Source organism: Brevundimonas sp. UBA5713, assembly GCF_002419815.1.
In the GTDB taxonomy this organism is placed as follows: Bacteria; Pseudomonadota; Alphaproteobacteria; order Caulobacterales; family Caulobacteraceae; genus Brevundimonas.
Map to the genome: position 1 here is coordinate 1 of NZ_DIGV01000048.1, position 20263 is coordinate 20263.

The following is a 20263-nucleotide window of genomic DNA, read 5'->3' on the forward strand; positions in this document are numbered from 1 at the left end:
ATTGGCCATTATCATAGGAGATCACGGCCTGACGGCCTGTCCATCCCCGCTCCCTCCCCTCTGGTCCGAATACGACCGGACACATGCGATTCTTCGTTTCGTACCGTCTGGGCGAAGGGCGATCAACCTTGGGTATATGAATATTGGATCGCGCCAGGACGTTTTTCCTGACCTCTGGCAACCGGCGCAGACAGCCGCTAGGCAGTCAAACATGAGCGATTACCACATCCGTCCTGTCACCGACGCCGACCTGACCGCCCTGTCGGCGTTCAGCCGCCAAACCTTTTTCGAGACCTTCGTAGACGGCTTTGGCATCCCCTATCCGCAGGCCGATCTGGACGTGTTTTTTGCCGAAAGCTTTAGCGAAGAGGCCTTGGCCAAACGCATCCACGATCCGGCGTGCATCTTCTGGCTGGCCGAACGGGATGGCGAGATTCTGGCTCTGTGCCATGCTGGGCCTAACGGGCTGCCCCACCCGCTGGCCCAAGAGGGCGAGATGGAACTGCGCCGCCTGTATGTCGCCAAGGCCGCACAGGGTCGGGGCCTCGGGACCGAGTTGCTGACACGTGCTCTGTCATGGATGGAAAAACAGACGACAGGCGCTTTGTGGATCGGCGTCTGGAGCGGCAATCTGAAAGCCCAGAAACTGTATGGTGCCCACGGCTTCGAAAAGGTCGGCGAGTACCAGTACCCTGTCGGCCAATGGCTGGACGACGAGTTCATCCTGCGGCGGGCATAGACGCTGCCTTAGTGCCATGGTCTAAATCAGATCACGCCTTTTCAAGGGGTTCAGGACTGCCCATGCTGCTGCCGTTTTTCACTGCCCTGCGCGACGCCAAGGTTCCGGTTTCGCTGAAGGAATGGCTCCATCTGATGGAAGCCATGGACAAGGGCGTGATCGGTCCGGGGGCCGAAGACACCACTGGCCGCAGCATCGACGACTTCTATCACCTGTCGCGCGCCGTGCTGGTGAAGGACGAAAAACACTATGATCGCTTCGATCAGGTATTCGGCAAGGTTTTCAAAGGCTTTGAAGGCCCTGTCGCGGGCGACGAAGTGTCTGCCGCCATCCCCGAAGACTGGCTAAAGCTCCTGAACGAGAAATATCTGACCGAGGAAGAAAAGGCCCAGATCGAGGCGCTCGGCGGATTTGAAAAGCTGATGGAGACGCTGAAACAGCGCCTTGAAGAGCAAAAAGAGCGCCACGAAGGCGGCAACAAATGGATCGGCACCGGCGGCACCAGCCCGTTCGGCCACGGGGGCTACAATCCCGAAGGCGTCCGTATCGGCGGCCCGGGCAAACATGGCCGCGCGGTAAAGGTCTGGGAAAAGCGCGAGTTCAAAAATCTGGACGACAGCGTCGAACTGGGCACACGCAACATCAAGGTGGCGCTTCGCCGTCTGCGCCGCTTTGCCCGCACCGGTGCGCCCGACGAACTGGACATCGACGGCACCATCGACGGCACCGCACGTCAGGGCTGGCTGGATATCCAGATGCGCCCAGAGCGCCGCAATACCATCAAGGTCCTGCTGTTTTTCGACATCGGCGGCTCGATGGATGGCCACATCAAGATGTGCGAGGAGTTGTTCTCGGCGGCCAAAACCGAGTTCAAGAACCTTGAGTTCTATTACTTCCACAACTGCCTTTACGAAGGCGTGTGGAAGGACAATCGCCGCCGCCACGCCGAGCGCATTCCGACATGGGACCTGATCCACAAATACGGCAGCGACTGGCGCCCCATCTTCGTGGGCGATGCGACCATGAGCCCCTATGAGATCACCATCCCCGGCGGTTCGGTAGAGCACTGGAACGAAGAAGCTGGTGCCGTGTGGATGCGACGTGCGGTCGAACAGTGGCCCAAGTCCGTCTGGCTTAACCCCGTAGGCGAGCGCCACTGGACCTATACGGCGTCGGTCGGCCTGCTCCAGGAATTGATGGAGCACCGGATGTATCCGCTGACCCTGTCAGGGCTGGACGACGCCATGCGGACACTGACGAAATAAGAAAAAAGGCTGCATTCCGAAACGCAGCCCTTAAAGTCTTAATCTCTCAAAGTTGGCAACGATTAGTTGCCCTTCAAAGTATCCTTGACGCCGCCGACGGCATTTTGGGCCTTACCTTCGATTTGGTCGACCTTGCCTTCGGCTTTCATCTTTTCGTCACCGGTCAGATTGCCGATGCCTTCTTTGATCTTACCGCCGATGTTCTTGGCAGCGCCTTCGATACGATCTTTATCAGCCATGGTTGACTCCTTTCGTATCACCTCGATTGAAGCGATGTTCGTAAAGAGAACGAAGCTGTACTTGTCGGAGTTCCTAAGGCTCAGCTAAAAAAGCCGTTTCCTGATGCCGCGCTTTTTGACGCAGCCAGCAGGAAATGGCCCAAGCATGGGCGTCGTGACGGACCTTGCTCAGAGCCTCTTGCGGGGTCAGCCAGACCAGTTTGTGGTCTTGCTCTTGCTGGCGCTCCGGATGACGCGCCTCGATCTGCATAATCCAGAAAGCGCAGACATTATTCAGCGCCTCGCCATCGGTGCGAACGAAATACTGCGATGCTTCCGTCAGGCGGTCGACCGCAGAGACGCTGAGGCCGGTCTCTTCGGTGAACTCTCTGGCCAACGCCTGGGCTTCTGTCTCCTCGCCCTCGATAGCGCCGCCCGGCAGGTCATAATAGGCCGGACTGGCGTCGCGTTTGATCTGCACGCAGGCGATGAGCCCGTCGCGCTCGGCTATGCCGAAAACAGCAGGACGATGCCGGTAATCCAGTTCCGGCCTTGCCATTCCAAATTGCAACTTCATCGCAGACGCCTATTCGCCGCCCATCACGCCGCCATCGGGCGTGAAGTCCACGACCGCATGGGTGCCGCGCTCGGACGTTTCGAAACGGATTTCGCCGCGCAAGTCAGAGGCCATGGCCTTCAGGATCTGGCTGCCCAGCCCCGTGCCCTTGGGGCTGCCATCACCCATGCCCGAGCCGTCATCTTCGACCCGCACACTGGCCGAGCCATTGGGGTTGCGCTTGGCTATAATGCGGATCTCGCCCTCGCCGTTGGGGCCATAGGCGTATTTGACAGCGTTGGTCACCAATTCGGCCACCACAACGCCCACCGACACGGCCTGATCAGTGGTGATGAAGATCGGCTCGGCCTTTAACGACAAGGTTGGGCCATGGCCGTGCAACAGCGACTGGGACAGCTCGTCCACCAGTCCGCCCAGATATTCATCCAGCGCCACGCCGCGCATATCATGGGACTGATACAGGCGGCGGTGCACCTGCGATACAGCCTCGATACGCACCTGAGCCTCGGCCAGCGCCGCCTCGGCATCGGAACCTGCCAGCTGGCGTCGGTGCAGGTGGATAAAGCTGGACACCAGTTGCAGCGAGTTACCCACGCGATGGTTCACCTCCCGCAGTAGGGCCTCGGCGCGGTCGCGCTCCCGGCGTACCTCTTCCTGTGCCGCCAGATTTTGCTGCTCTAAACGACGGCGCAAAATGGCATCGGCCACCGCCTTTTCCAGAAAGGTGGTGAAGTCGTGCGAGACATCCTTGATCACATAGTCGGCCGCACCCGCCCTGAGGGCAGCAACAGCCACACGGCCTTCCTGCACGCCGGTGACATAGATGACCGTGGGCGCGTCTTTCAGCGCCAGTATTTCCGGCAGCACCTCAAGCCCGTCGCGTCCGGGCATGTAATGATCCAGCGCACAGGCGTCATAGTGGCTCTGCGACAAGGCCTTGAGGCCTTCTTCGCCGTCGTGGGCCAGATCGACCGTATGCCCGCGGCGCGCAAAGTCTTTCTGGATCAGACGACCAAGGGCGGGGTCATCGTCGATGTACAAAAGGCGGAAGGGATCGCTCACGCTGCGGTAATCTCGGGTGCCTGCATCACCGAGAGGAACAGGCCCAGTTGACGAATGGCCACGGCGAACGACTCATAGTCCACCGGCTTGGTGATATAGACGTTGCAGCCCAGATCGTAGCATCGCTGGATCTCGTGCTTGTCGTCCGTGGTCGTCAGCACCACCACGGGGGCGCGGCGAAGGTTCTCGTCGGACTTTACCTTTTCGAGGATATCCGTCCCTGACATATCGGGCAGGTTCAGGTCGAGCAGGATCAACAGCGAGCCGCTGCGTCCGACTTCGCTCTCGAACAGGTATTCAAGACCGGCCTCCCCGCTATCGAAATGCACGATGTCATTACCGATGTTGGCACGCCGGATGTTCTTCTCGATGAGACGGGCATGGCCATGATCATCCTCGATCATGACGATTTTCACAGACTGGCTCACAACGTCTCCTTACTCCGCACGCACGTTCAGTTGACGAGGAAACCTGAGTATAAAGGTTGCACCGTCACCCAAATCTGAATCGAGACGGATGGTGCCGCCCAAGCGGCGAACCGCACTTCGTACAAATGCCAGGCCCACGCCTTCGCCCGGCCGGTCCTGTTTGCCCGATCTGCGGAAAAGTTCGAAAATACGCTCATGATCCTTGGTCGCCACACCACGACCATTGTCGCAAATCTCGAACTCGACCCAGCCACCCTCGACTTCACGACCTTTAACGACCAACTGCAAAGGTCGTTCCGGATGCTGGTACTTTGCGGCGTTGTCGATCAGGTTGCCGAAAATCTGCTCGATCGACAGTCGGTCGCTGGCGATATCGGGCAAGGCCTCGACCCGCGCCTCTCCGCCGCTTTCCACGATCGGGTGTGCGACCGCATCGATCAGCCCCTGCACCACCTCGGTCATGTCCAGCTTTTCCACGGCCAGCGGGCGACGTCCTTCGCGTGACAACTGCAAGATGGCCTTGATCAACCCGTCCATCTTGGCGGTCGAGGCGCGGATAAAGCCGACCGCTTCGGGAACATCCTCGCGCACGCCCCGTACAATCTCTTCATCCAGCAGATCGGGCTGTTTCTCTTCCAGCATTTTAAGGTGGCTATCCAGCGCCAGACCCACCTGCTCCAGTTCGGACGTATAGCCCATCACGTTCACCAGCGGCGCACGCAAGTCGTGGCTGACGATATAGGCAAATCGCTGGATTTCCTCGTTGGCGCGCACCAGTTCCGAGGTGCGTTCGCGGACCTCTTCTTCCAGGCCTATATTGATCTGGTCCAGCTGCTTTTGTGCCGCCATCAGCGTGGCAAACTGCCTGCGCACCAAAAGGGCGCTGATCAGGCCGAGCATAAGCACAAGTATCGTGCCCAGAATATTGAACGATAGCGTGTAGGCCTGCGCCCGCTTGGAGCTGTTGGTCAAGGTGGTCAGGCGCGCTTCTTCATAGGCTCCGATGCGGGACACCTCCTCGCGCATGGCATCCATCAGTTCCTTGCCACGACCGGAACGCACCAGACTGACGGCCTCGCCAATACGACCCATTCGGGTCAGTTCGACGGTCTCGGTCATCAGTTCGCGGCGTTCGGCATACAGCGAGCGGATACGCGCGGCTCTGGGGGCAAGATCGGGGTTTTCTGTCACCAGCGCGTCCATGCGGTCAATCACCGCCGGCAGGCGCTCCAGAGCGTTTCTGTAGACCGCCAGATAGGATGGCTGGGCCGTAAGCATATAGCCGCGCTGACCCGTCTCGGCGTCCGTCAGCAGGGCAATCAGTTCCCAACCCGCCAGCTGGGTGTGCTTGCTGTGCGAGACCACATCATTATAGGCCGCAGCACGCTGGACCATAACATAGGTGGCGATGTTAACCGCCAGAAGCAGGGCCAGTGCCAGAGCCAACAGGGCCACGATCGCCCGGTTAAGCGGTAGAAATTTACGGATGACATTGAAGCGGTCAGAGACCGTAGCTCTAGCGATCATACGGCCAGAAAAGCCCGTCCCGGCACGGCTGTCTAGCAGCGGCTGAAAATCAGACGCTGCCGACTGTGCGCAACTTGGCCTTGGGGTGGACCTCGTTCTGGCTCATCACCACCGTCTGGCCACGGAAACGTTCAATAATCGAGCGCACATAGGGCCGTATCTGCGGGCCGGTCAGCAGGACCGGATTCTCGCCGACCATGGCGGCACGCTCGAACACATCACGGACCGCGCGGATAAAGTCCTGTAGCTGGCTGGGAGCCATGGCCAGCTGTTTGTCCTCGCCTGGACCCACCAGAGCATCGGCAAAGGCCTGTTCCCAGTCGGGCGACAGAGTGACGATAGGCAGCGCCCCGTCCTCGCCGCGATGTTGCCAGCACAGCTGGCGGGCCAGTCGCGTCCGCACGTGCTCGACCAGAATGGTGACGCTGCTGGTATGCGGCGCAGCCTCGGCCAAGCCTTCCAGAATGGCGGGCAGGTCGCGGATCGATACCCGTTCGCGCAAAAGGGTCTGGAGTACGCGCTGTAGCGTGGTGACGGTGACCGTAGACGGGATCAGTTCGTCCACCAGTTTTTGCGCCTCGGCGGGCAGTTCCTTCAGCAGCTTCTGCACCTCGGTATAGGACAGAAGCTCGGCCATGTTCTCTTTCAGGATTTCCGTCAGGTGCGTGGTCAGCACCGTGGACGGGTCCACAATCGTATAGCCACGGAAGGTGGCTTCCTCGCGCAGGGAATCGTCGATCCACGTCGCGGGCAAGCCAAAGGCAGGCTCGCGCGTGTGCTCGCCCGGCAGTTCGACCTGACGTCCCGTCGGGTCCATGGCCATCAGCTGGCCCAGACGCACTTCGCCCGTGCCCGCGTCCATTTCCTTGATGCGGATGGCATAGCCTTGATTGGGCAGGCGCATGTTGTCGAGGATGCGCACGCTGGGCATGACGAAGCCATACTCCTGCGCCAGAGAACGGCGCAGGGCGCGGATCTGGTCGGTCAGGCGACGCCCTTCGAGATCATTGATCAGGGCCAGCAGCGAATAACCCAGCTCGATCTTCACATCGTCGATGGTCAGGGCGGTGGCGATGGGCTCTTCCACATCGGCGGCTTGCGGCGCGGCCTCCAAAGGCTCGGCAGGCGGCGGCTTCAGGCGCTCTCGGCCTGTGCGCCAGGCCAGAAAGCCCGAACCGGCAGCCAAGGCCGCAAACGGCAGGATCGGCATACCCGGCACCAGAGCCAATAGACCCGAAGTGCCTGCCACCACACCCAGCGCCACAGGGTTGGTCGCCATTTGCGACACGAAGGCCTTGTCCGCAGAGCCTTCAACGCCTGCCTTGGTGACGAGGAAGCCCGCCGCGACGGAGACGATAATAGCCGGAATCTGTGTGACCAGACCGTCACCGACCGACAGCTGCACATAGGTGTTGGCCGCATCGGCTGCCGACATGTCGTGCTGGATCACACCGATCAGCATGCCGCCGATGATGTTGATGAAGGTGATAATCAGACCGGCAATGGCATCGCCGCGTACAAATTTGGACGCACCGTCCATGGCCCCGAAGAAGGTGGATTCCTGCTCCAGCTCCTTGCGGCGCGTCTTGGCCTGTTCTTCGTCGATCAGGCCCGATGACAGATCGGCGTCGATCGCCATCTGCTTGCCCGGCATGGAGTCCAGGGTGAAGCGGGCCGACACTTCGGCGATACGGGTCGCGCCCTTGGTGATGACGACAAAGTTCACCACCAGCAGGATGGCAAAGATGATCAGGCCGATGACAAAACTGCCGCTCATCATCAGTTCGCCAAAGGCAGCGATGATGGCACCGGCGCTGGTGTGGCCGGTCGCCCCTTCGGACAGGATCAGGCGCGTCGAGGCGATATTCAGCCCCAGACGGTACAGCGTCGAAATCAGCAGAACCGTCGGGAAGATGGCGAAGTCCAGCGGCCTCTTCATCATGACCGCCGTCATCAGGATCAGCACGCTGGACACCAGAGAGATGGCCAGCAGCAGATCCAGCATGAAGGCCGGAACCGGCAGGATCAGCAGCAGTAGGATGCCGATCACACCCGCCGCCATGCCCACTTCGCCGCGCAGCAGCCAGCCCAAAGCATCCCGCCCTGTGGGGCGGGCCATGCCGTCCTTCATGAAGGGGGCGTCAGCCATGGCGGCGATTTCTGACCCAGCTTTGCATTACGGTCCCTGATGACAGGATTCGGCTGTGCTCAGCCATGACCCAGTGCGACCAGCAGTTGGCGCGTGGCCTCGGCGATCGCCTCTTCGCGGCTTGCAGGGGTGGACTGTGGTGAACCGTGGAAATAGGCGGCGACCACGATCGGTGCGCCCTGCGGCGGATACAGCACGCCGATGTCATTGGCCGGACCGTAGCCGCCCGTGCCGGTCTTGTGCGCCACACGCCATGCGGCGGGCACGCCCGCTTTCAGGCGATCCGCACCGGTCGGCGTGTCATGCAGCCATTTCAGCAGCGTCTGTTTGGAGTCGGCGTTCAGCGGCGTGTCTGCATCGACCAGCAGCTTTTGCAGGTTCCTGACCGACTGCACCGGCAGAATCGTGTCCTTGTCGCCGTCCAGACGGTTCATGGTCGGCTCATACCGGTCCACCGTCGTCGAGGTGTCGCCCAGATCGCGATAGAACTGTCGCATCGGTTCCAGCCCGCCCATTTCGCGCAGCAGGATGTTGGCGGCGGGATTGTCGCTGGTTTCCACCGTGCCCTTCATAAGCTCCAGCAGGCTCAGCGCACGCCCAACCGCTGGCTCGGTGATCGGTGCGTGCGAAATCATGTCGGCCTGCGTGATCGGGACCTGACGGGTCAGATCTTCCAACCCGTCCTGGGCGCGGATGAACATGGCCGCGGCCAAATAGAGCTTGAAGGTCGAGCAATAGATGAAGCGTTCATCGCCGCGCCATGCGCCCTCGGCTCCCTCGGTCGCAAAGGCAAAGCCCATGCGGCCTTTGAAGCGATCTTCCAATGCAGCGAAATCCAGCGGCACGGTGCGCATGGGCTTGGTAACCGCTGCGGTATCGGCGGTGGTTTGCGCGGGCTGGCACGCTGCGATGGAAAGTGCCCCTGCCCCGACCAGTAGGTTCCGCCGATCTATCATCTGACCCTATCCCGCCGAACCATAGGCATTGGCCACGCCCGACTGGGGTGCCGGAATGGACGTGCCCTGATCGGCATATTCATTGAGTTTGTTCCGCAGGGTGCGGATTGAAATACCCAGAATATTGGCCGCGTGGGTGCGGTTCCCCAAACAATGGTTCAGGGTGTCGAGGATCAGCGTCTTTTCCATCTCGGCCACGGTCTGGCCGACGAAGCTGCGGGTAACGGCGTCGGCCACCTGTGCCGCCTGCCCGGCTACGCCCGGATCATAGGCGCTGGCGGTCGGGGCCGAGGCTACCACGCCGCCCAGCAACGGACGACCGTCCGGCAGGCGGATGGCATCGACATCGATTTCCGGGCCGGTCGAAAGCAGCACCGCCCGGTGCATGGCATTTTCCAGCTCGCGGACGTTGCCATGCCATGGATGGCTCGTGATAGCGCGCACAGCACCGGCCGAGATCGGCTTGACGGGCACGCCATTGGCGGCGGCGTATTTCTTGATGAAGTGATCGGCCAGAACCGCAATGTCGCCCGGGCGCTCGCGCAGGGACGGGATGCGCAGGTTCACCACATTCAGGCGGTACAGCAGGTCTTCGCGGAAGCTGCCTTCAGCGACCGACTTGGCCAGATCGCGGTTGGAGGTGGCGATGATGCGGATGTTGACCGGCACCGGCTTTCCGCCGCCCACACGGTCGATCACACGCTCCTGAATGGCGCGCAGCAGCTTGGCCTGCAAGCGCACATCCATTTCCGAGATTTCGTCCAGCAGCAGGGTGCCGCCGTCGGCCTCTTCGAACTTACCGATGCGGCGCGCGACGGCGCCCGTGAAGGCACCCTTCTCGTGACCGAACAGTTCGGATTCTAGCAGATTGTCCGGAATGGCCGCACAATTGACGCTGATGAACGGCTTGTCCGCGCGGCGCGAGCGGCTGTGCAGGTGACGGGCCATCACCTCCTTACCTACACCGCTTTCCCCGGTGATCAGGATGGAAGCCTCGGAGGCCGCGACCTGATCGGCCAGCTGCACCACCGACTTCATCGCCGGATCGGCCAAAATCATCGGCTTTTCATCATCGGCCACCGCCGATAGCACGGCCGCGATCAGCTCGGCATCCGGCGGCAGCGGGATGAACTCCTTGGCCCCTGCGCGAATGGCATCGGCGGCCTCGCGGGCGTCAGCGTCCACACCACAGGCTACCACCGGCACATGGATGCGCTCGGCCTCGTTGGCGGCGATCAAGGCGGCGATGTCGATGCGATAGTCGACCATCAACAGGTCGGCCCCCTGCCCGCGACGCAGCTGTTCGGTGGCTTGGTCCGCACGCTCGACATGGCTGACCTTGGCCCCGTGGGTCATGGCCATTTTCACTGCCGTTGCCAGTTGGCCGCTCAGGCGGCCCACAACCAGTAGACGCATCATCGGGCTCCTTCAGTCCTTCATCCGGTCGCCGCTCAGGCGCCCTTATCGTCGGTCTTGATGATTTCGGTCATGGTCACGCCCAGTCGATCCTCGACCAGCACAACCTCGCCACGCGCCACCAGACGGTTGTTCACGAAGATATCGATGGCTTCGCCGACCTTGCGGTCCAGTTCCAGCACCGATCCCTTGTTCAGTTTCAGCAGTTGCGACACCGACATATTGGCCTTGCCCAACACCGCAGAGATGTTGACCGGCACGTCAAACACCGTCGCGAGGTCGGCAGCGGTCTTTTCGCCCCCGTCTTCACCCAGTGTCAGCGCTGTGGATTCGGCAAATTCTTCGAGCGGCAGATCGTCAATGGCCATCAGAAGTCACTCCCGTTCGGGAAGGTTTGAGGGGTGCTGCGATCTTCGGCAGCCAAGGCCACCTGCAGCGCGTCGCGAAGGCGCGTCTCGGCCTCCGCCGGATCGAAGCTGGCGCGGCCATCGGCCCACTCCAGCACAAAAGACGCCGGCGCACCGGCCTCATGACGAAACACCACCATGCCGGAAAATCCGGATTGAACGCACAGTTGTTCGATCTGGGCGCGGGCCTCGGCGTCCAATTGGGGGGCGCGGATCAGCAGACGCGGGCTGGCGTCGATTTCCTGTGCCAGCTGTTCGAGCGTGACCTCCAGCGGGCGCCGCGGGAACAGGTCAAACGCCGCCCCCGACAGGGCGCGCCCGCACGCGACCGCCAGTTCGGCAGACTGCTGGCGGTACTGTTCGGCAATCTGGCCCAAGGCATTGGCGGCATTGGCCACCGTCTGGGCCACCACCGACAGGGCATCGGCGCGCAGGGCCTCGACCTCGGACAGAGCCTGTTGGCGGGCTTCCAAACGGGCCTGGGCAAGCATGGCTTCGACCTCGGCGGGCGAATAGCTGCGCTTGGGCGGCTGCCATTCGGTCTGGCGCACAATCTGGCCGTCAGCACCAAACTCGGTGTCAAAGCCAAACGGACGCGGGGTGGCGGGCTGGGTCATCAGTAGATCAACTCGTCATCGCCGCCCTGACCGGCCAGCATGATTTCCCCACGCGCGGCCAAGTCCTTGGCCACCTGCACCATAGCCATCTGGGCAGCATCGACGTCCTTCAGACGGACCGGCCCCATGGAATCCATATCTTCGCGCATGATCTTGGAGGCCCGCTCGGACATGTTGGAGAAGAACATTTCGCGCAAGGAATCCGAGGCCCCCTTGAGAGCCAGCGCCAACTGGTCCTTCTCCACCGCACGCAACAGGGTCTGCACGCCGCCCGGGTCCAGCTTGGACAGGTCCTCGAACACGAACATCAGGGCGCGGATACGCTCGGCCGCATCGCGGTTGCGTTCTTCCAGCGCACCGATGAAGCGGCTTTCGGTCTGGCGGTCGAAGCTGTTGAAGATCTCGGCCATCAGCTCATGGCTGTCGCGCTTGGAGGTGCGGGCGAGGTTCGACATGAACTCTGTGCGCAGGGTCTGCTCGATCTTGTCGAGGATATCGCGCTGCACCGGCTCCATGCGAAGCATGCGCTGTACGCATTCCAGTGCAAAGTCTTCCGGCAGGGCTGTCAGCACGCGCGAGGCATGTTCCGGCTTGATCTTGGACAGCACGACCGCGACCGTCTGCGGGTATTCATTCTTGAGGTAGTTCGCCAGAACCGCCTCGTTCACATTGCCAAGCTTGTCCCACATGGTCCGGCCGGCCGGACCACGGATTTCCTCCATCAGGGCCTCGACCCGATCGATGGGCATGAAGGACGACAGCAGGCGTTGGGTCTGTTCATACGACCCCATCAGGGTGCCGTTCCCGCCCAGACCCGAGACGAACTCGACAAGGATTTGTTCGACCACTTCGGCCGTCACAGTACCAAGGCCCGCCATGGCCTGGGACACTTCCTTGATCTCGTCCTCTTCCAGCCGCTCCCACAGGGCGGTGTGTTCCTCGCCGAGAGACAGCAGGACCACAGCGGCCTTCTCGGGCCCCGTCAGCTTGCGGACGTCTTCGACCGCGGGCGATTTGGTGACAAGACGCGCGGCCATCAGGCTTCGTTCATCCACGCGCGAAGGATCGCGGTAGACTCCTCTGGGTGGGCGTCGACAAAGTCAGCCACCTTCTTGATGGACGATGCCTTTACCTGTCCCTCGATGCGGGCGATGTCGATGCGCTGCTCCACTTCGGTCGGCCCCGGCAGCATGGCGGCGGCACCGCCTGGCAGGGCTCCGCCAACCAGTTGTTCATCCACTGACGTCACGCCCGGCTGGGCCTTGGCCTTGGCTTCTTTGCCGGTGGCGGTCCGCAGCAGGGGGCGCAGCACGAAGAAGATCAGCAACAGGGCAGTAATCGCCAACACGGCCAATTCGATGCCGCGCATGATGTCATTCTTGTCGAAGGCAAAGCTCGACATCAGGCCGCCGCTTTCACCGTTGGCACCGCCCGCCGCCTCAGCCTCGCGGTTGAAGCGAACATTGACCACTTCCAGCTTGTCGCCGCGCTCTTCGTCGATACCGACAGCGGCGGCCACAAGGGCGCGGATCTGGGCGACTTCCTCGTCCGAGCGCGGGGTATAGGTCGGCGCGCCCTCGCCATTGGCGGGCGGGGTATAGGTGCCGTCCACGGCCACCGAGACGGACAGCTTCTTCACCTCGCCCGGCTCCTTGACCGTGGTCGTGGTGGTGTTGGAAATCTCGTAGTTGATGGTTTCCGAGTTTTCCGCGCTGGTCGACGCCTGATCGGCCTGTGCCGGATCGGCGCCGCCCGGAATGTTGTTTGTAGCAGTTACGCCGCCCAGCGGCACGCCCGTGGTGTCGCGCGACTGGGTGCCGTTGGTCGAGGTAGAGCGAACCACCTGTCCATCCGGATCGAAGCGCTGCTCCTGCGTGGTGGAACGGGTATGATCGATATCCGCCGTCACCTGTACGCGGGCGGCACCATTGCCCACCACACCTTCGACGATGTCCTTGATGCGAGCCTGCATCTGGGCTTCGGTAGTGGCCTTGGCGGCCTCGGCGGTGGCGGTGGTAAAACCGTCGTCTTCGGAGCCTGCCGCCAGCGTGCGGTTGGCCTGATCGGTTACCGTGACCTTTTCCGGCTTCAGATTGGGCACCGAGGAGGCCACCACATTGCGGATGGCGCGGATCTGGTCCGGTGTCAGGTCACGGCCCGACAGCCCCACCACAACGGCGGCGGTCGGGTCGATAGCGGCAGCCTGAAACATCTCGCGACGCGGCATGGTGATATGCACGCGCGCCGAGGAAATACCGCGCATCGACATAATGGTGCGGGCCAGTTCGCCTTGCAGCGCGCGCTGTTCGTTCAGGTTCTGCTGGAACTCGGTCTGGCCCAGCACCGACTGGTTGTCGAAAATTTCGTAGCCGACCGAGCCGGACGTCACCAAGCCCTGCCCTGCCAGCATCAGACGAGCGGTGCCGACATCATCGCGGCTGACAAAAATGGTCGAGCCGTCGCCCTTGGCGGAATATTTGATGCCTGCCGTATCCAGTGCCGCGCCGATTTCAGCAGCTTCGCGCAGGTCGAGGTTGGAATACAGCAGGGCGTCAGGAGCCTGACCCACACGCAGCATGATGGCGACCAGCACAGCCGCAACGCCAGCCGATACACCCAGCACTGCTGCCAGACGTCCGATTCCGAACTTTTGTATTGCCGCCGTAAAGCCGCCCACGCGCCCCGCCCATCAGACACATCCGAAGCTTTACTGCTCCGCTAGGCAGAAAGTGCCGCCTGTTTGGTAAACGCCGCGTTAAGATGCGTTAAGAAGCGTGGCTATAGGTGCATGCTCGCGAAAAAAGGAGCAGCCCGACGGACTGCCCCTTTTCCACATATCCACAGTGCTGTGGATCTTAAGCCTTGAGGGCTGCGGCCTTCTTGTTGGCGGCGGCCTTGATACGCTCTTCGGCGATGGCGTCGGCGATCTGATAGGTCGGCTTGTTCTCGCGCTCGGCGCGCTCGAGGATTTCCTCGAACGTCTCCATCAGACGCGACAGCTTGCCTTCGACCCATTGCGGATCATAGGCGGTGCCGTTCTGGCGGGCGTTCATTTCCGAGGCGACGTTGATGATGCCGCCGCCGTTCACGACGTAATCGGGCGAATACAGAATGCCCATCTCGTGCAGCTTGTCACCGATATCCGGCGTCGCCAGTTGGTTGTTGGCCGCACCGCAGACTGCCTTGACCTTCAACTGGCCGAGCGTAGTCGGGTTCAGCGTCGCCCCCAGCGCGCACGGCGCATAGATGTCGGCTTGCACCGCATAGATGTCTTCCGGAGCCACGATCTGCGCGCCGGTCTTTTCAGCCACGGCTTTCAGGTTGTCCTGATTGACGTCGGTGATGATCAGCTTGGCACCGGCTGCGTGCAGCTTTTCGCACAGGTATGCGCCAACGTGGCCGACACCCTGGACGGCGACGGTCAGACCGGTCATGTCGTTTTGGCCAAACAGGCGACGCGCCACGACCATGTTCGAGCGGAACACGCCCTCTGCGGTCACGGGGCTGGGATCGCCGGAAGCTTCCGGACCGTCTTTCAGGCCCAGAACATAAGGCGTCACCTTGCGAGCCGAGGCAATGTCCTCGACCGAGGTGCCCACATCTTCGGCGGCGTAATAGTTGCCGCCCAGACCGTTCAGGAAGCGACCGAAGGCTTCGAACAGCTCCGGCGTCTTCTGGGTGCGGCTGTCACCGATGATGACCGACTTGCCGCCGCCCATCTCCAGATCGGCGATGGCGTTCTTATAGCTCATACCTTTGGACAGACGCAGCACGTCTTCCAGAGCCTCGGCGGCAGTGGCGTAGTTCCACATGCGGGTGCCGCCCACGGCCGGACCGCGCGCGGTCGAGTGGACTGCAACTATGGCTTTCAGACCAGTTTTTTCATCGTGGAAAGCGTGTACGCCTTCGTGGTGCGCGAAACTGGGGGAATCGAAAAGCGTCATGCCCTTAGAGCCTTTCCTCGGGGTATTTTTTTGTACCTATGGCATAGGCAGACGCGTCGGCGAGTGCAAGTCGCTGATCAAGGCTTCATTTGGGTAACTGTTGATCAGTTGGAGCGGCGCAGGGCGTCGGGCGTAACCGGCGGCGGTGCCGAGGGCAGTGGCTTCCCTTCCAGCCAGGCCGCGACATCGCCATAAAGGCGCTCAGCTTCCATATCGCGGTTCAGAATGTGCCAGCCATCGGGGTAATAGGCGGTCGTCATATCGGGCCGCTCGCCGGCCCGCTCCAGCGCCAATTTCATGGCCGCCGGCGGTACGATCCGGTCATGCGCGCCATAGGCCAGCAGCGTGGGCACCTGAACGCACCCTAAACCCTCGCTGGCCTCTTCCATCAGTCCCACCAGACCGTGAAGGGCATCGAAACGGGTGCCCAGAATAAAGCGCGGATCGCGACCATTCCTGAGCAGTTCGACCACATTGTCTGTCGCGCGTATGTGGCGCACGGCAAAAGACGGTGGCTCGACCACGCGCCCGCCCAGTAAGCGCGCTCCGGCTGCCAGACCTACTCGGTTGAAGGTATTCTGGCTGGACCAGCCCCACACCGCCGGTCCCAGCAGGATCAGCCGATCAGCCTGCGGCGGTCGGCTGGAGGCAAAAGCGGTGATGCCCACCGCCCCGCCCATGCTTTCGCCCATGATGGCGATGAGGGTGTGCGGATACTGCTGACGGATCATAGCCGTGACTGTACGCAGGTCTTCACGGCTCAGCTCCGGATCCGCCCAGATGCCCCTGCCCGGTGCCGCGCCGAAACCGCGCTGATCATAGGCCCAGACCTCTATCCCCTGCTCGGCCCACCAAGGCCCCGCCAGCCGCCACGCGGCCGAGTGATCGTTGAACCCGTGCAGGGCAATGACCACTGCCTTGGGCGGATGGGCCGGAGACCACACCCGATACGGCAGACTGGCCCCGTCCTGAACGATAAAGTGACCGATCCCCTCGCCGGTCGGCACCCTTTGCGGCCCCTGAAAATCCGTCGGCGGAGAAAAGGCCTGCTGCACCAAGGGCGCGCAGGCTGCCAAGGAGAGCGCCATGGTTCCGGCCAGGATGCCCTTCAAAACACGCTGTCGAGTGTTCACGTCCATCACCACGGCCTTGAGGATACATCAGAAAGAGTAACAACGGCCGACATAGAGCCGACCGTTGTTGAACCTTATAGCTTCAAACAACCCCTCAAAGGCGTTCGATTTTCGCTGCCGCTTCATCCAGAATGGCAGCCGCCTTAAGCAAGGTATCGCGATCGACAGACTCTGCTGTCAGGCGCTCACGCATCGACGACTTCAAATTATGCATCGCGCGGCGTACCGGCCCGCCATCGATTTTCTCACGCTCGTCGGCCAGTCGCGACAGGCTGGCGAGCACGATTTTCAACTCGTCCTCGCCCGACTTCAGAGCCACCTGCCCCTTGGGCGTAAGGTCGAAGAGTTTGCGCCCCTCGGCATCCTCCCTGACACTGAGGCGGCCCATATCGGAGAGCAGCGACAACGACGGGTAAACCACGCCCGGGCTGGGCGCATAGGCACCACTCGACAAGGATTCGATTTCTTTGATCAAATCATAGCCATGGCGCGGCTGCTCGCGCAGCAGATGCATCAGGACCAGTTTTAATTGGTCCCCACTCATCACCCTACGACGCCGCAGGCGGTTATGACCGTGTCCATCCATGCGCTCACTCCTTAGGCCTTCCAGTATGGAATGGCCATGACCGCGACGACGGTGCCTACCCCCATGATGACGCGGACGGCCCTTTACGCCTCCCCAATGATGGTGGCCCGGGCCGTGCTTTCTATGGCGGCCGCGTGGGGCCTCCAGATTGAGGTTTAGCGTGATGTGGGCGGTTTCGTTCTTATTCAATCTCTATCTTCACTCCATTAAAGATAGCTCTAAGATATATCTTCGATGTATTTTAACAATAGAAGTGCCATGATCATTTCCTAAGATATTGATTATATTCGATTTCTTAAGCCAAAATTCGGCTGACACGCGACTTCAGATGCGGCACCACCTCGGCGTCGAACCACGGGTTACGTTTTAGCCACGCCGTGTTTCGCCATGACGGGTGCGGCAGGGGCAGAAGTTGCGGGCCGTACTCGCGCCATGCCCTGACCGTCTCGGTCATATTGGATTTGGCGCGGTCGCCTAAAAACCAGTCGATGGAATAGGAACCGACCAGCAGGATCAATTCCATGGGTGGCAGGGTTTCGAACAGACGGTCACGCCACCGGGCCGCACAGCGCGGCGGCGGCGGATAGTCTCCGCCCTTGGGATTGGTGCCCGGATAACAGAAGGCCTGCGCGGCGACGCCGATACGGTGATCGGCATAGAAGGTGTCGTAGTCTACCCCCATCCACTGGCGCAGGCGATCGCCGGAGGGGTCGGTAAAGGGCCGTCCGCTTTCGTGTACGCGACGGCCCGGAGCCTGACCGCAGATCAGCAGCTTCGTCTCGGGAAAGACCCAGATGACCGGACGGGGCGTATGCGGCAGGTATGGCGCACACGCCCGACAGGCGCGGATCTCTCCCAGCAACTGGTCCAGATCAGAAGTCGTCGTCATCCTCGACTTCGGGCTTGGGCGGCAGCTTGGACAGGGCCAGCGCCGTCTCATCTGCCGTCGGCAGACGCAGACGGGTCACACCGCGGAAGGCATCAGGGTCAACCGGCTTGCCCTTTTTGGTGATGGTCAGCTTGCCCTGACGCATCAGGCCCAGCGCCGTGGCGCGGACTTTCGGCAACATGCGCTGCCACTGCTCGGGCTGCAGGATCTTGGCAATTTCAGCCGGCTCGACGCTCTTGCCTTCACCCAGTTGGTTCAGGCGGTCGAAGATTGCGGATTCGATAGGATCGCTCATGGTCGCCCTTATGCGTCAGGTCCGTGCCTTTAGTAAGGCCCGACATTGATCGCCCCTGCCCCGTTTCATGAAAAAGGCGGCCCGAAGACCGCCCTTTTGCATTATTTCAGGCCCGCTGTGGCGGCGGGGCGCGCATTGCACGCCGCCAGCCAGCGGTTCAGGTGCTCATACTCTTCAGGCGGACGGTATTTGACCAGACGCCCGAAATCGATGCCGCAGGCTCCCACGATATCGGCCATGGAGAACCGGCCCGCCAGATATTCATTGTCGGCCAAATGGCGGTTCATGGCCTTCATGAACTTCTCGGCCGAGGCTTTGTTATAGGCCCCCACCTCTGGCACTGGCGCTTCCAACGCCGACAGGGCCGGATGCGTCATACGCACGAACATCATCATGGGGTTGGCGAGATAGAGTTCTGCCCGACGGGTCCACATCTCGATGACCGCCGTCTCCTTGGCATCGATGCCCAGCAGGTTCGGCTCGGGGTAGACAGTCTCCAGATAGCGGGCGATCGCCACCGTCTCGGTGAAGCAGGTGCCGTCATCCAGCTCCAGTCCCGGTAAGTGGCCGAGACTGAATTTGTCGCGATAGGCGGGCTGTTTGTGTTCGCCCGCGAGCAGGTTCACCTCGACGATCTCGATGTCGGAGATGTTCTTTTCCGCCAGTACCCACGCCACACGGCGCGGGTTGGGGGCCATCTTGGTTGTATAGAGTTTCATCTTCCGTCCCCAAAGCGAGCGTCACCGACGTGACACTCAGTTTTCTTTGAGAACGAAGTTATCAGGCAAAAATGCTGGCAGGCAAGGCACCGACGACGCAAGCCGTCATCAGGGTGGCGAGGAAACCGCCCAGCAGGGCCTTCCACACCAGACCCAGAACTTCCTGACGGCGTTCCGGCAGCAGGACCGACAGGCCCGTCACCGTGATGCCGACAGAACCGATGTTGGCAAAGCCGCACAGGGCATAGGTCATCAGCATGCGCGTGCGCTCGCTCATGGCCTCGGGGGCCACCTTGCCCAGTTCGATGAAGGCCACGAACTCGGTCAGGGTCAGCTTGACGCCCAGCAGCCAACCGGCCTGCGAGGCCTCGGACCACTGCACACCCGTCAGCCACGCCACCGGCGCGAACAGAACGCCCAGAATGCGTTCAACCGACAGGGCTTCCCCGCCCAGCCAGAAGTTGCCGAGGATCACATTCACCAGCGCCACAAAGGCCACAAAGGTGATCAGCACTGCCGAGATGTTCAGCACCACCATCAGGCCGTCAGCCGTGCCTTTGACGATGGCGTCGATGGCGCTGTCGTATTTCAGGGCCGAGGAATAATTGGCATTCTCGCCGCCCTCGCCGGGCTTTTCCGGAATGATGATGCGCGCCAGCAGCACGGCTGCGGGGGCCGATACCACCGAGGCGACCAGCACGTGACCCGCCGCATTGGTCAGCACCGGCGACAGGATGGTCGCATAGGCCACCATGGTCGAGCCGGCGACGGTCCCCAGACCCACCACCATCATCAGGAAGATTTCCGAACGCGACAGCTTGTCCAGATAGGCGCGGATGACCAGCGGTGTTTCAACCATGCCGAGGAAGATGTTGGCCGCCACAGCCAAAGCCGAGGCACCGCCCAGACCCATGGTGCGCTGGAACAGGAAGCCAAAGCCCAGCGTCAGCCATTTCAGAATACGCCAGTGCCACAGCAGCGCCGACAGCGCCGAAATCACGATCACCAGCGGCAGGACGTTAAAGGCAAAGGTGAACAGCGCGCCCTGGTTCTGCACCACATAGGGCTGATCGCCACCGGCCAAATAGCCGAACACAAACTGGGTGCCCTTGGCGGTGGCTTCTTCCAGCCCCTTCACCGAGTTATTGATGCCGTCCAGAACCACCTGCGAGCCCGGGATGGCAAACGTCGCAAGGATCAGCGCGAACTGCAGCAGGATTGCTCCAATGGCCAGTCGCCACGGAAAACGCTTGCGGTTCTCCGACACGGCCCAGCAAAGGCCAACAATCGCAGCAAGGCCAAGCAGGCTCTGAAGGTTCAACAGATTGAACATAAT

21 protein-coding genes are annotated in these 20263 nt (G+C 61.5%); 2 read left to right on the forward strand and 19 right to left on the reverse strand.

Going from position 1 to position 20263, the window contains the following annotated elements:
- Positions 1–211 precede the first annotated feature (211 nt).
- Together B3B04_RS11810 and B3B04_RS11815 are read left to right on the forward strand one after the other, a co-directional pair.
- Positions 212–739 (forward strand): GNAT family N-acetyltransferase, encoded by a 528-nt coding sequence (locus B3B04_RS11810; RefSeq protein ID WP_292040483.1) that lies wholly within the window; start codon positions 212–214, stop codon positions 737–739.
- Positions 740–801: 62 nt separating this feature from the next.
- Positions 802–2004 (forward strand): vWA domain-containing protein, encoded by a 1203-nt coding sequence (locus tag B3B04_RS11815; protein ID WP_292043187.1) that lies wholly within the window; start codon positions 802–804, stop codon positions 2002–2004.
- 62 nt (positions 2005–2066) lie between these two features.
- Here B3B04_RS11815 and B3B04_RS11820 read toward each other — a convergent pair whose 3' ends face one another.
- The 19 genes from B3B04_RS11820 to B3B04_RS11910 all read right to left on the reverse strand — a co-directional run bounded on the left by B3B04_RS11820 (position 2067) and on the right by B3B04_RS11910 (position 20260).
- A complete protein-coding gene (locus B3B04_RS11820; protein WP_292043188.1) occupies positions 2067–2243 on the reverse strand; it encodes a CsbD family protein in 177 nt (58 codons plus the stop codon).
- Positions 2244–2316: 73 nt separating this feature from the next.
- On the reverse strand, positions 2317–2799 hold the full coding sequence (locus tag B3B04_RS11825; protein ID WP_292043189.1) for an NUDIX domain-containing protein: 483 nt from the start codon (positions 2797–2799) through the stop codon (positions 2317–2319).
- 9 nt (positions 2800–2808) lie between these two features.
- Positions 2809–3861 carry a sensor histidine kinase gene (locus B3B04_RS11830; RefSeq protein ID WP_292043190.1) on the reverse strand — a complete coding sequence of 351 codons (1053 nt, stop codon included), beginning with the start codon at positions 3859–3861 and terminating at the stop codon, positions 2809–2811.
- Complete coding sequence (locus tag B3B04_RS11835) at positions 3858–4289, reverse strand: response regulator (protein ID WP_292043192.1); 432 nt, start codon at positions 4287–4289, stop codon at positions 3858–3860. Before B3B04_RS11835 ends, B3B04_RS11830 begins: the two co-directional genes overlap by 4 nt.
- A gap of 9 nt (positions 4290–4298) precedes the next feature.
- Positions 4299–5816 (reverse strand): sensor histidine kinase, encoded by a 1518-nt coding sequence (locus B3B04_RS11840; RefSeq protein ID WP_292043193.1) that lies wholly within the window; start codon positions 5814–5816, stop codon positions 4299–4301.
- A gap of 49 nt (positions 5817–5865) precedes the next feature.
- Positions 5866–7965, reverse strand: coding sequence for a flagellar biosynthesis protein FlhA (gene flhA, locus B3B04_RS11845; protein ID WP_292043194.1), 2100 nt, complete (start codon positions 7963–7965; stop codon positions 5866–5868).
- Positions 7966–8024: 59 nt separating this feature from the next.
- Positions 8025–8921, reverse strand: a complete 897-nt coding sequence (gene bla, locus B3B04_RS11850) for a class A beta-lactamase (protein WP_292043195.1) — start codon at positions 8919–8921, stop codon at positions 8025–8027.
- 6 nt (positions 8922–8927) lie between these two features.
- Complete coding sequence (locus tag B3B04_RS11855; RefSeq protein WP_292043237.1) at positions 8928–10337, reverse strand: sigma-54 dependent transcriptional regulator; 1410 nt, start codon at positions 10335–10337, stop codon at positions 8928–8930.
- 35 nt (positions 10338–10372) lie between these two features.
- Entirely contained in the window at positions 10373–10705 is a 333-nt protein-coding gene (fliN, locus tag B3B04_RS11860) for a flagellar motor switch protein FliN (RefSeq protein WP_292043196.1), read from the reverse strand.
- Positions 10705–11361 (reverse strand): flagellar assembly protein FlbE, encoded by a 657-nt coding sequence (locus B3B04_RS11865; RefSeq protein ID WP_292043198.1) that lies wholly within the window; start codon positions 11359–11361, stop codon positions 10705–10707. Before B3B04_RS11865 ends, fliN begins: the two co-directional genes overlap by 1 nt.
- The gene (gene fliG / locus B3B04_RS11870) at positions 11361–12398 is read right to left on the reverse strand and encodes a flagellar motor switch protein FliG (RefSeq protein WP_292043199.1); all 1038 of its coding nucleotides are present in this window, start codon (positions 12396–12398) and stop codon (positions 11361–11363) included. The genes B3B04_RS11865 and fliG overlap by 1 nt, the downstream gene beginning before the upstream one ends.
- Positions 12398–14038, reverse strand: a complete 1641-nt coding sequence (gene fliF / locus B3B04_RS11875; protein WP_292043200.1) for a flagellar basal-body MS-ring/collar protein FliF — start codon at positions 14036–14038, stop codon at positions 12398–12400. Before fliF ends, fliG begins: the two co-directional genes overlap by 1 nt.
- 178 nt (positions 14039–14216) lie before the next feature.
- Positions 14217–15305: a Glu/Leu/Phe/Val family dehydrogenase gene (locus B3B04_RS11880; protein WP_292043201.1), complete on the reverse strand. Its 1089-nt coding sequence runs from the start codon at positions 15303–15305 to the stop codon at positions 14217–14219.
- A 104-nt stretch (positions 15306–15409) separates the two neighbouring features.
- The gene (locus tag B3B04_RS11885) at positions 15410–16444 is read right to left on the reverse strand and encodes an alpha/beta fold hydrolase (protein WP_292043202.1); all 1035 of its coding nucleotides are present in this window, start codon (positions 16442–16444) and stop codon (positions 15410–15412) included.
- Positions 16445–16532: 88 nt separating this feature from the next.
- Positions 16533–17024 carry a PadR family transcriptional regulator gene (locus tag B3B04_RS11890; protein ID WP_292043203.1) on the reverse strand — a complete coding sequence of 164 codons (492 nt, stop codon included), beginning with the start codon at positions 17022–17024 and terminating at the stop codon, positions 16533–16535.
- A gap of 295 nt (positions 17025–17319) precedes the next feature.
- Positions 17320–17913, reverse strand: a complete 594-nt coding sequence (locus tag B3B04_RS11895) for a uracil-DNA glycosylase family protein (protein WP_292043204.1) — start codon at positions 17911–17913, stop codon at positions 17320–17322.
- Positions 17897–18208 (reverse strand): DUF3253 domain-containing protein, encoded by a 312-nt coding sequence (locus B3B04_RS11900; RefSeq protein ID WP_292043206.1) that lies wholly within the window; start codon positions 18206–18208, stop codon positions 17897–17899. The genes B3B04_RS11895 and B3B04_RS11900 overlap by 17 nt, the downstream gene beginning before the upstream one ends.
- Before the next feature lie 101 nt (positions 18209–18309).
- Positions 18310–18927, reverse strand: coding sequence for a glutathione S-transferase family protein (locus B3B04_RS11905; RefSeq protein ID WP_292043207.1), 618 nt, complete (start codon positions 18925–18927; stop codon positions 18310–18312).
- A 61-nt stretch (positions 18928–18988) separates the two neighbouring features.
- On the reverse strand, positions 18989–20260 hold the full coding sequence (locus B3B04_RS11910) for a NupC/NupG family nucleoside CNT transporter (RefSeq protein WP_292043208.1): 1272 nt from the start codon (positions 20258–20260) through the stop codon (positions 18989–18991).
- Between the last annotated feature and the right edge of the window lie 3 nt (positions 20261–20263).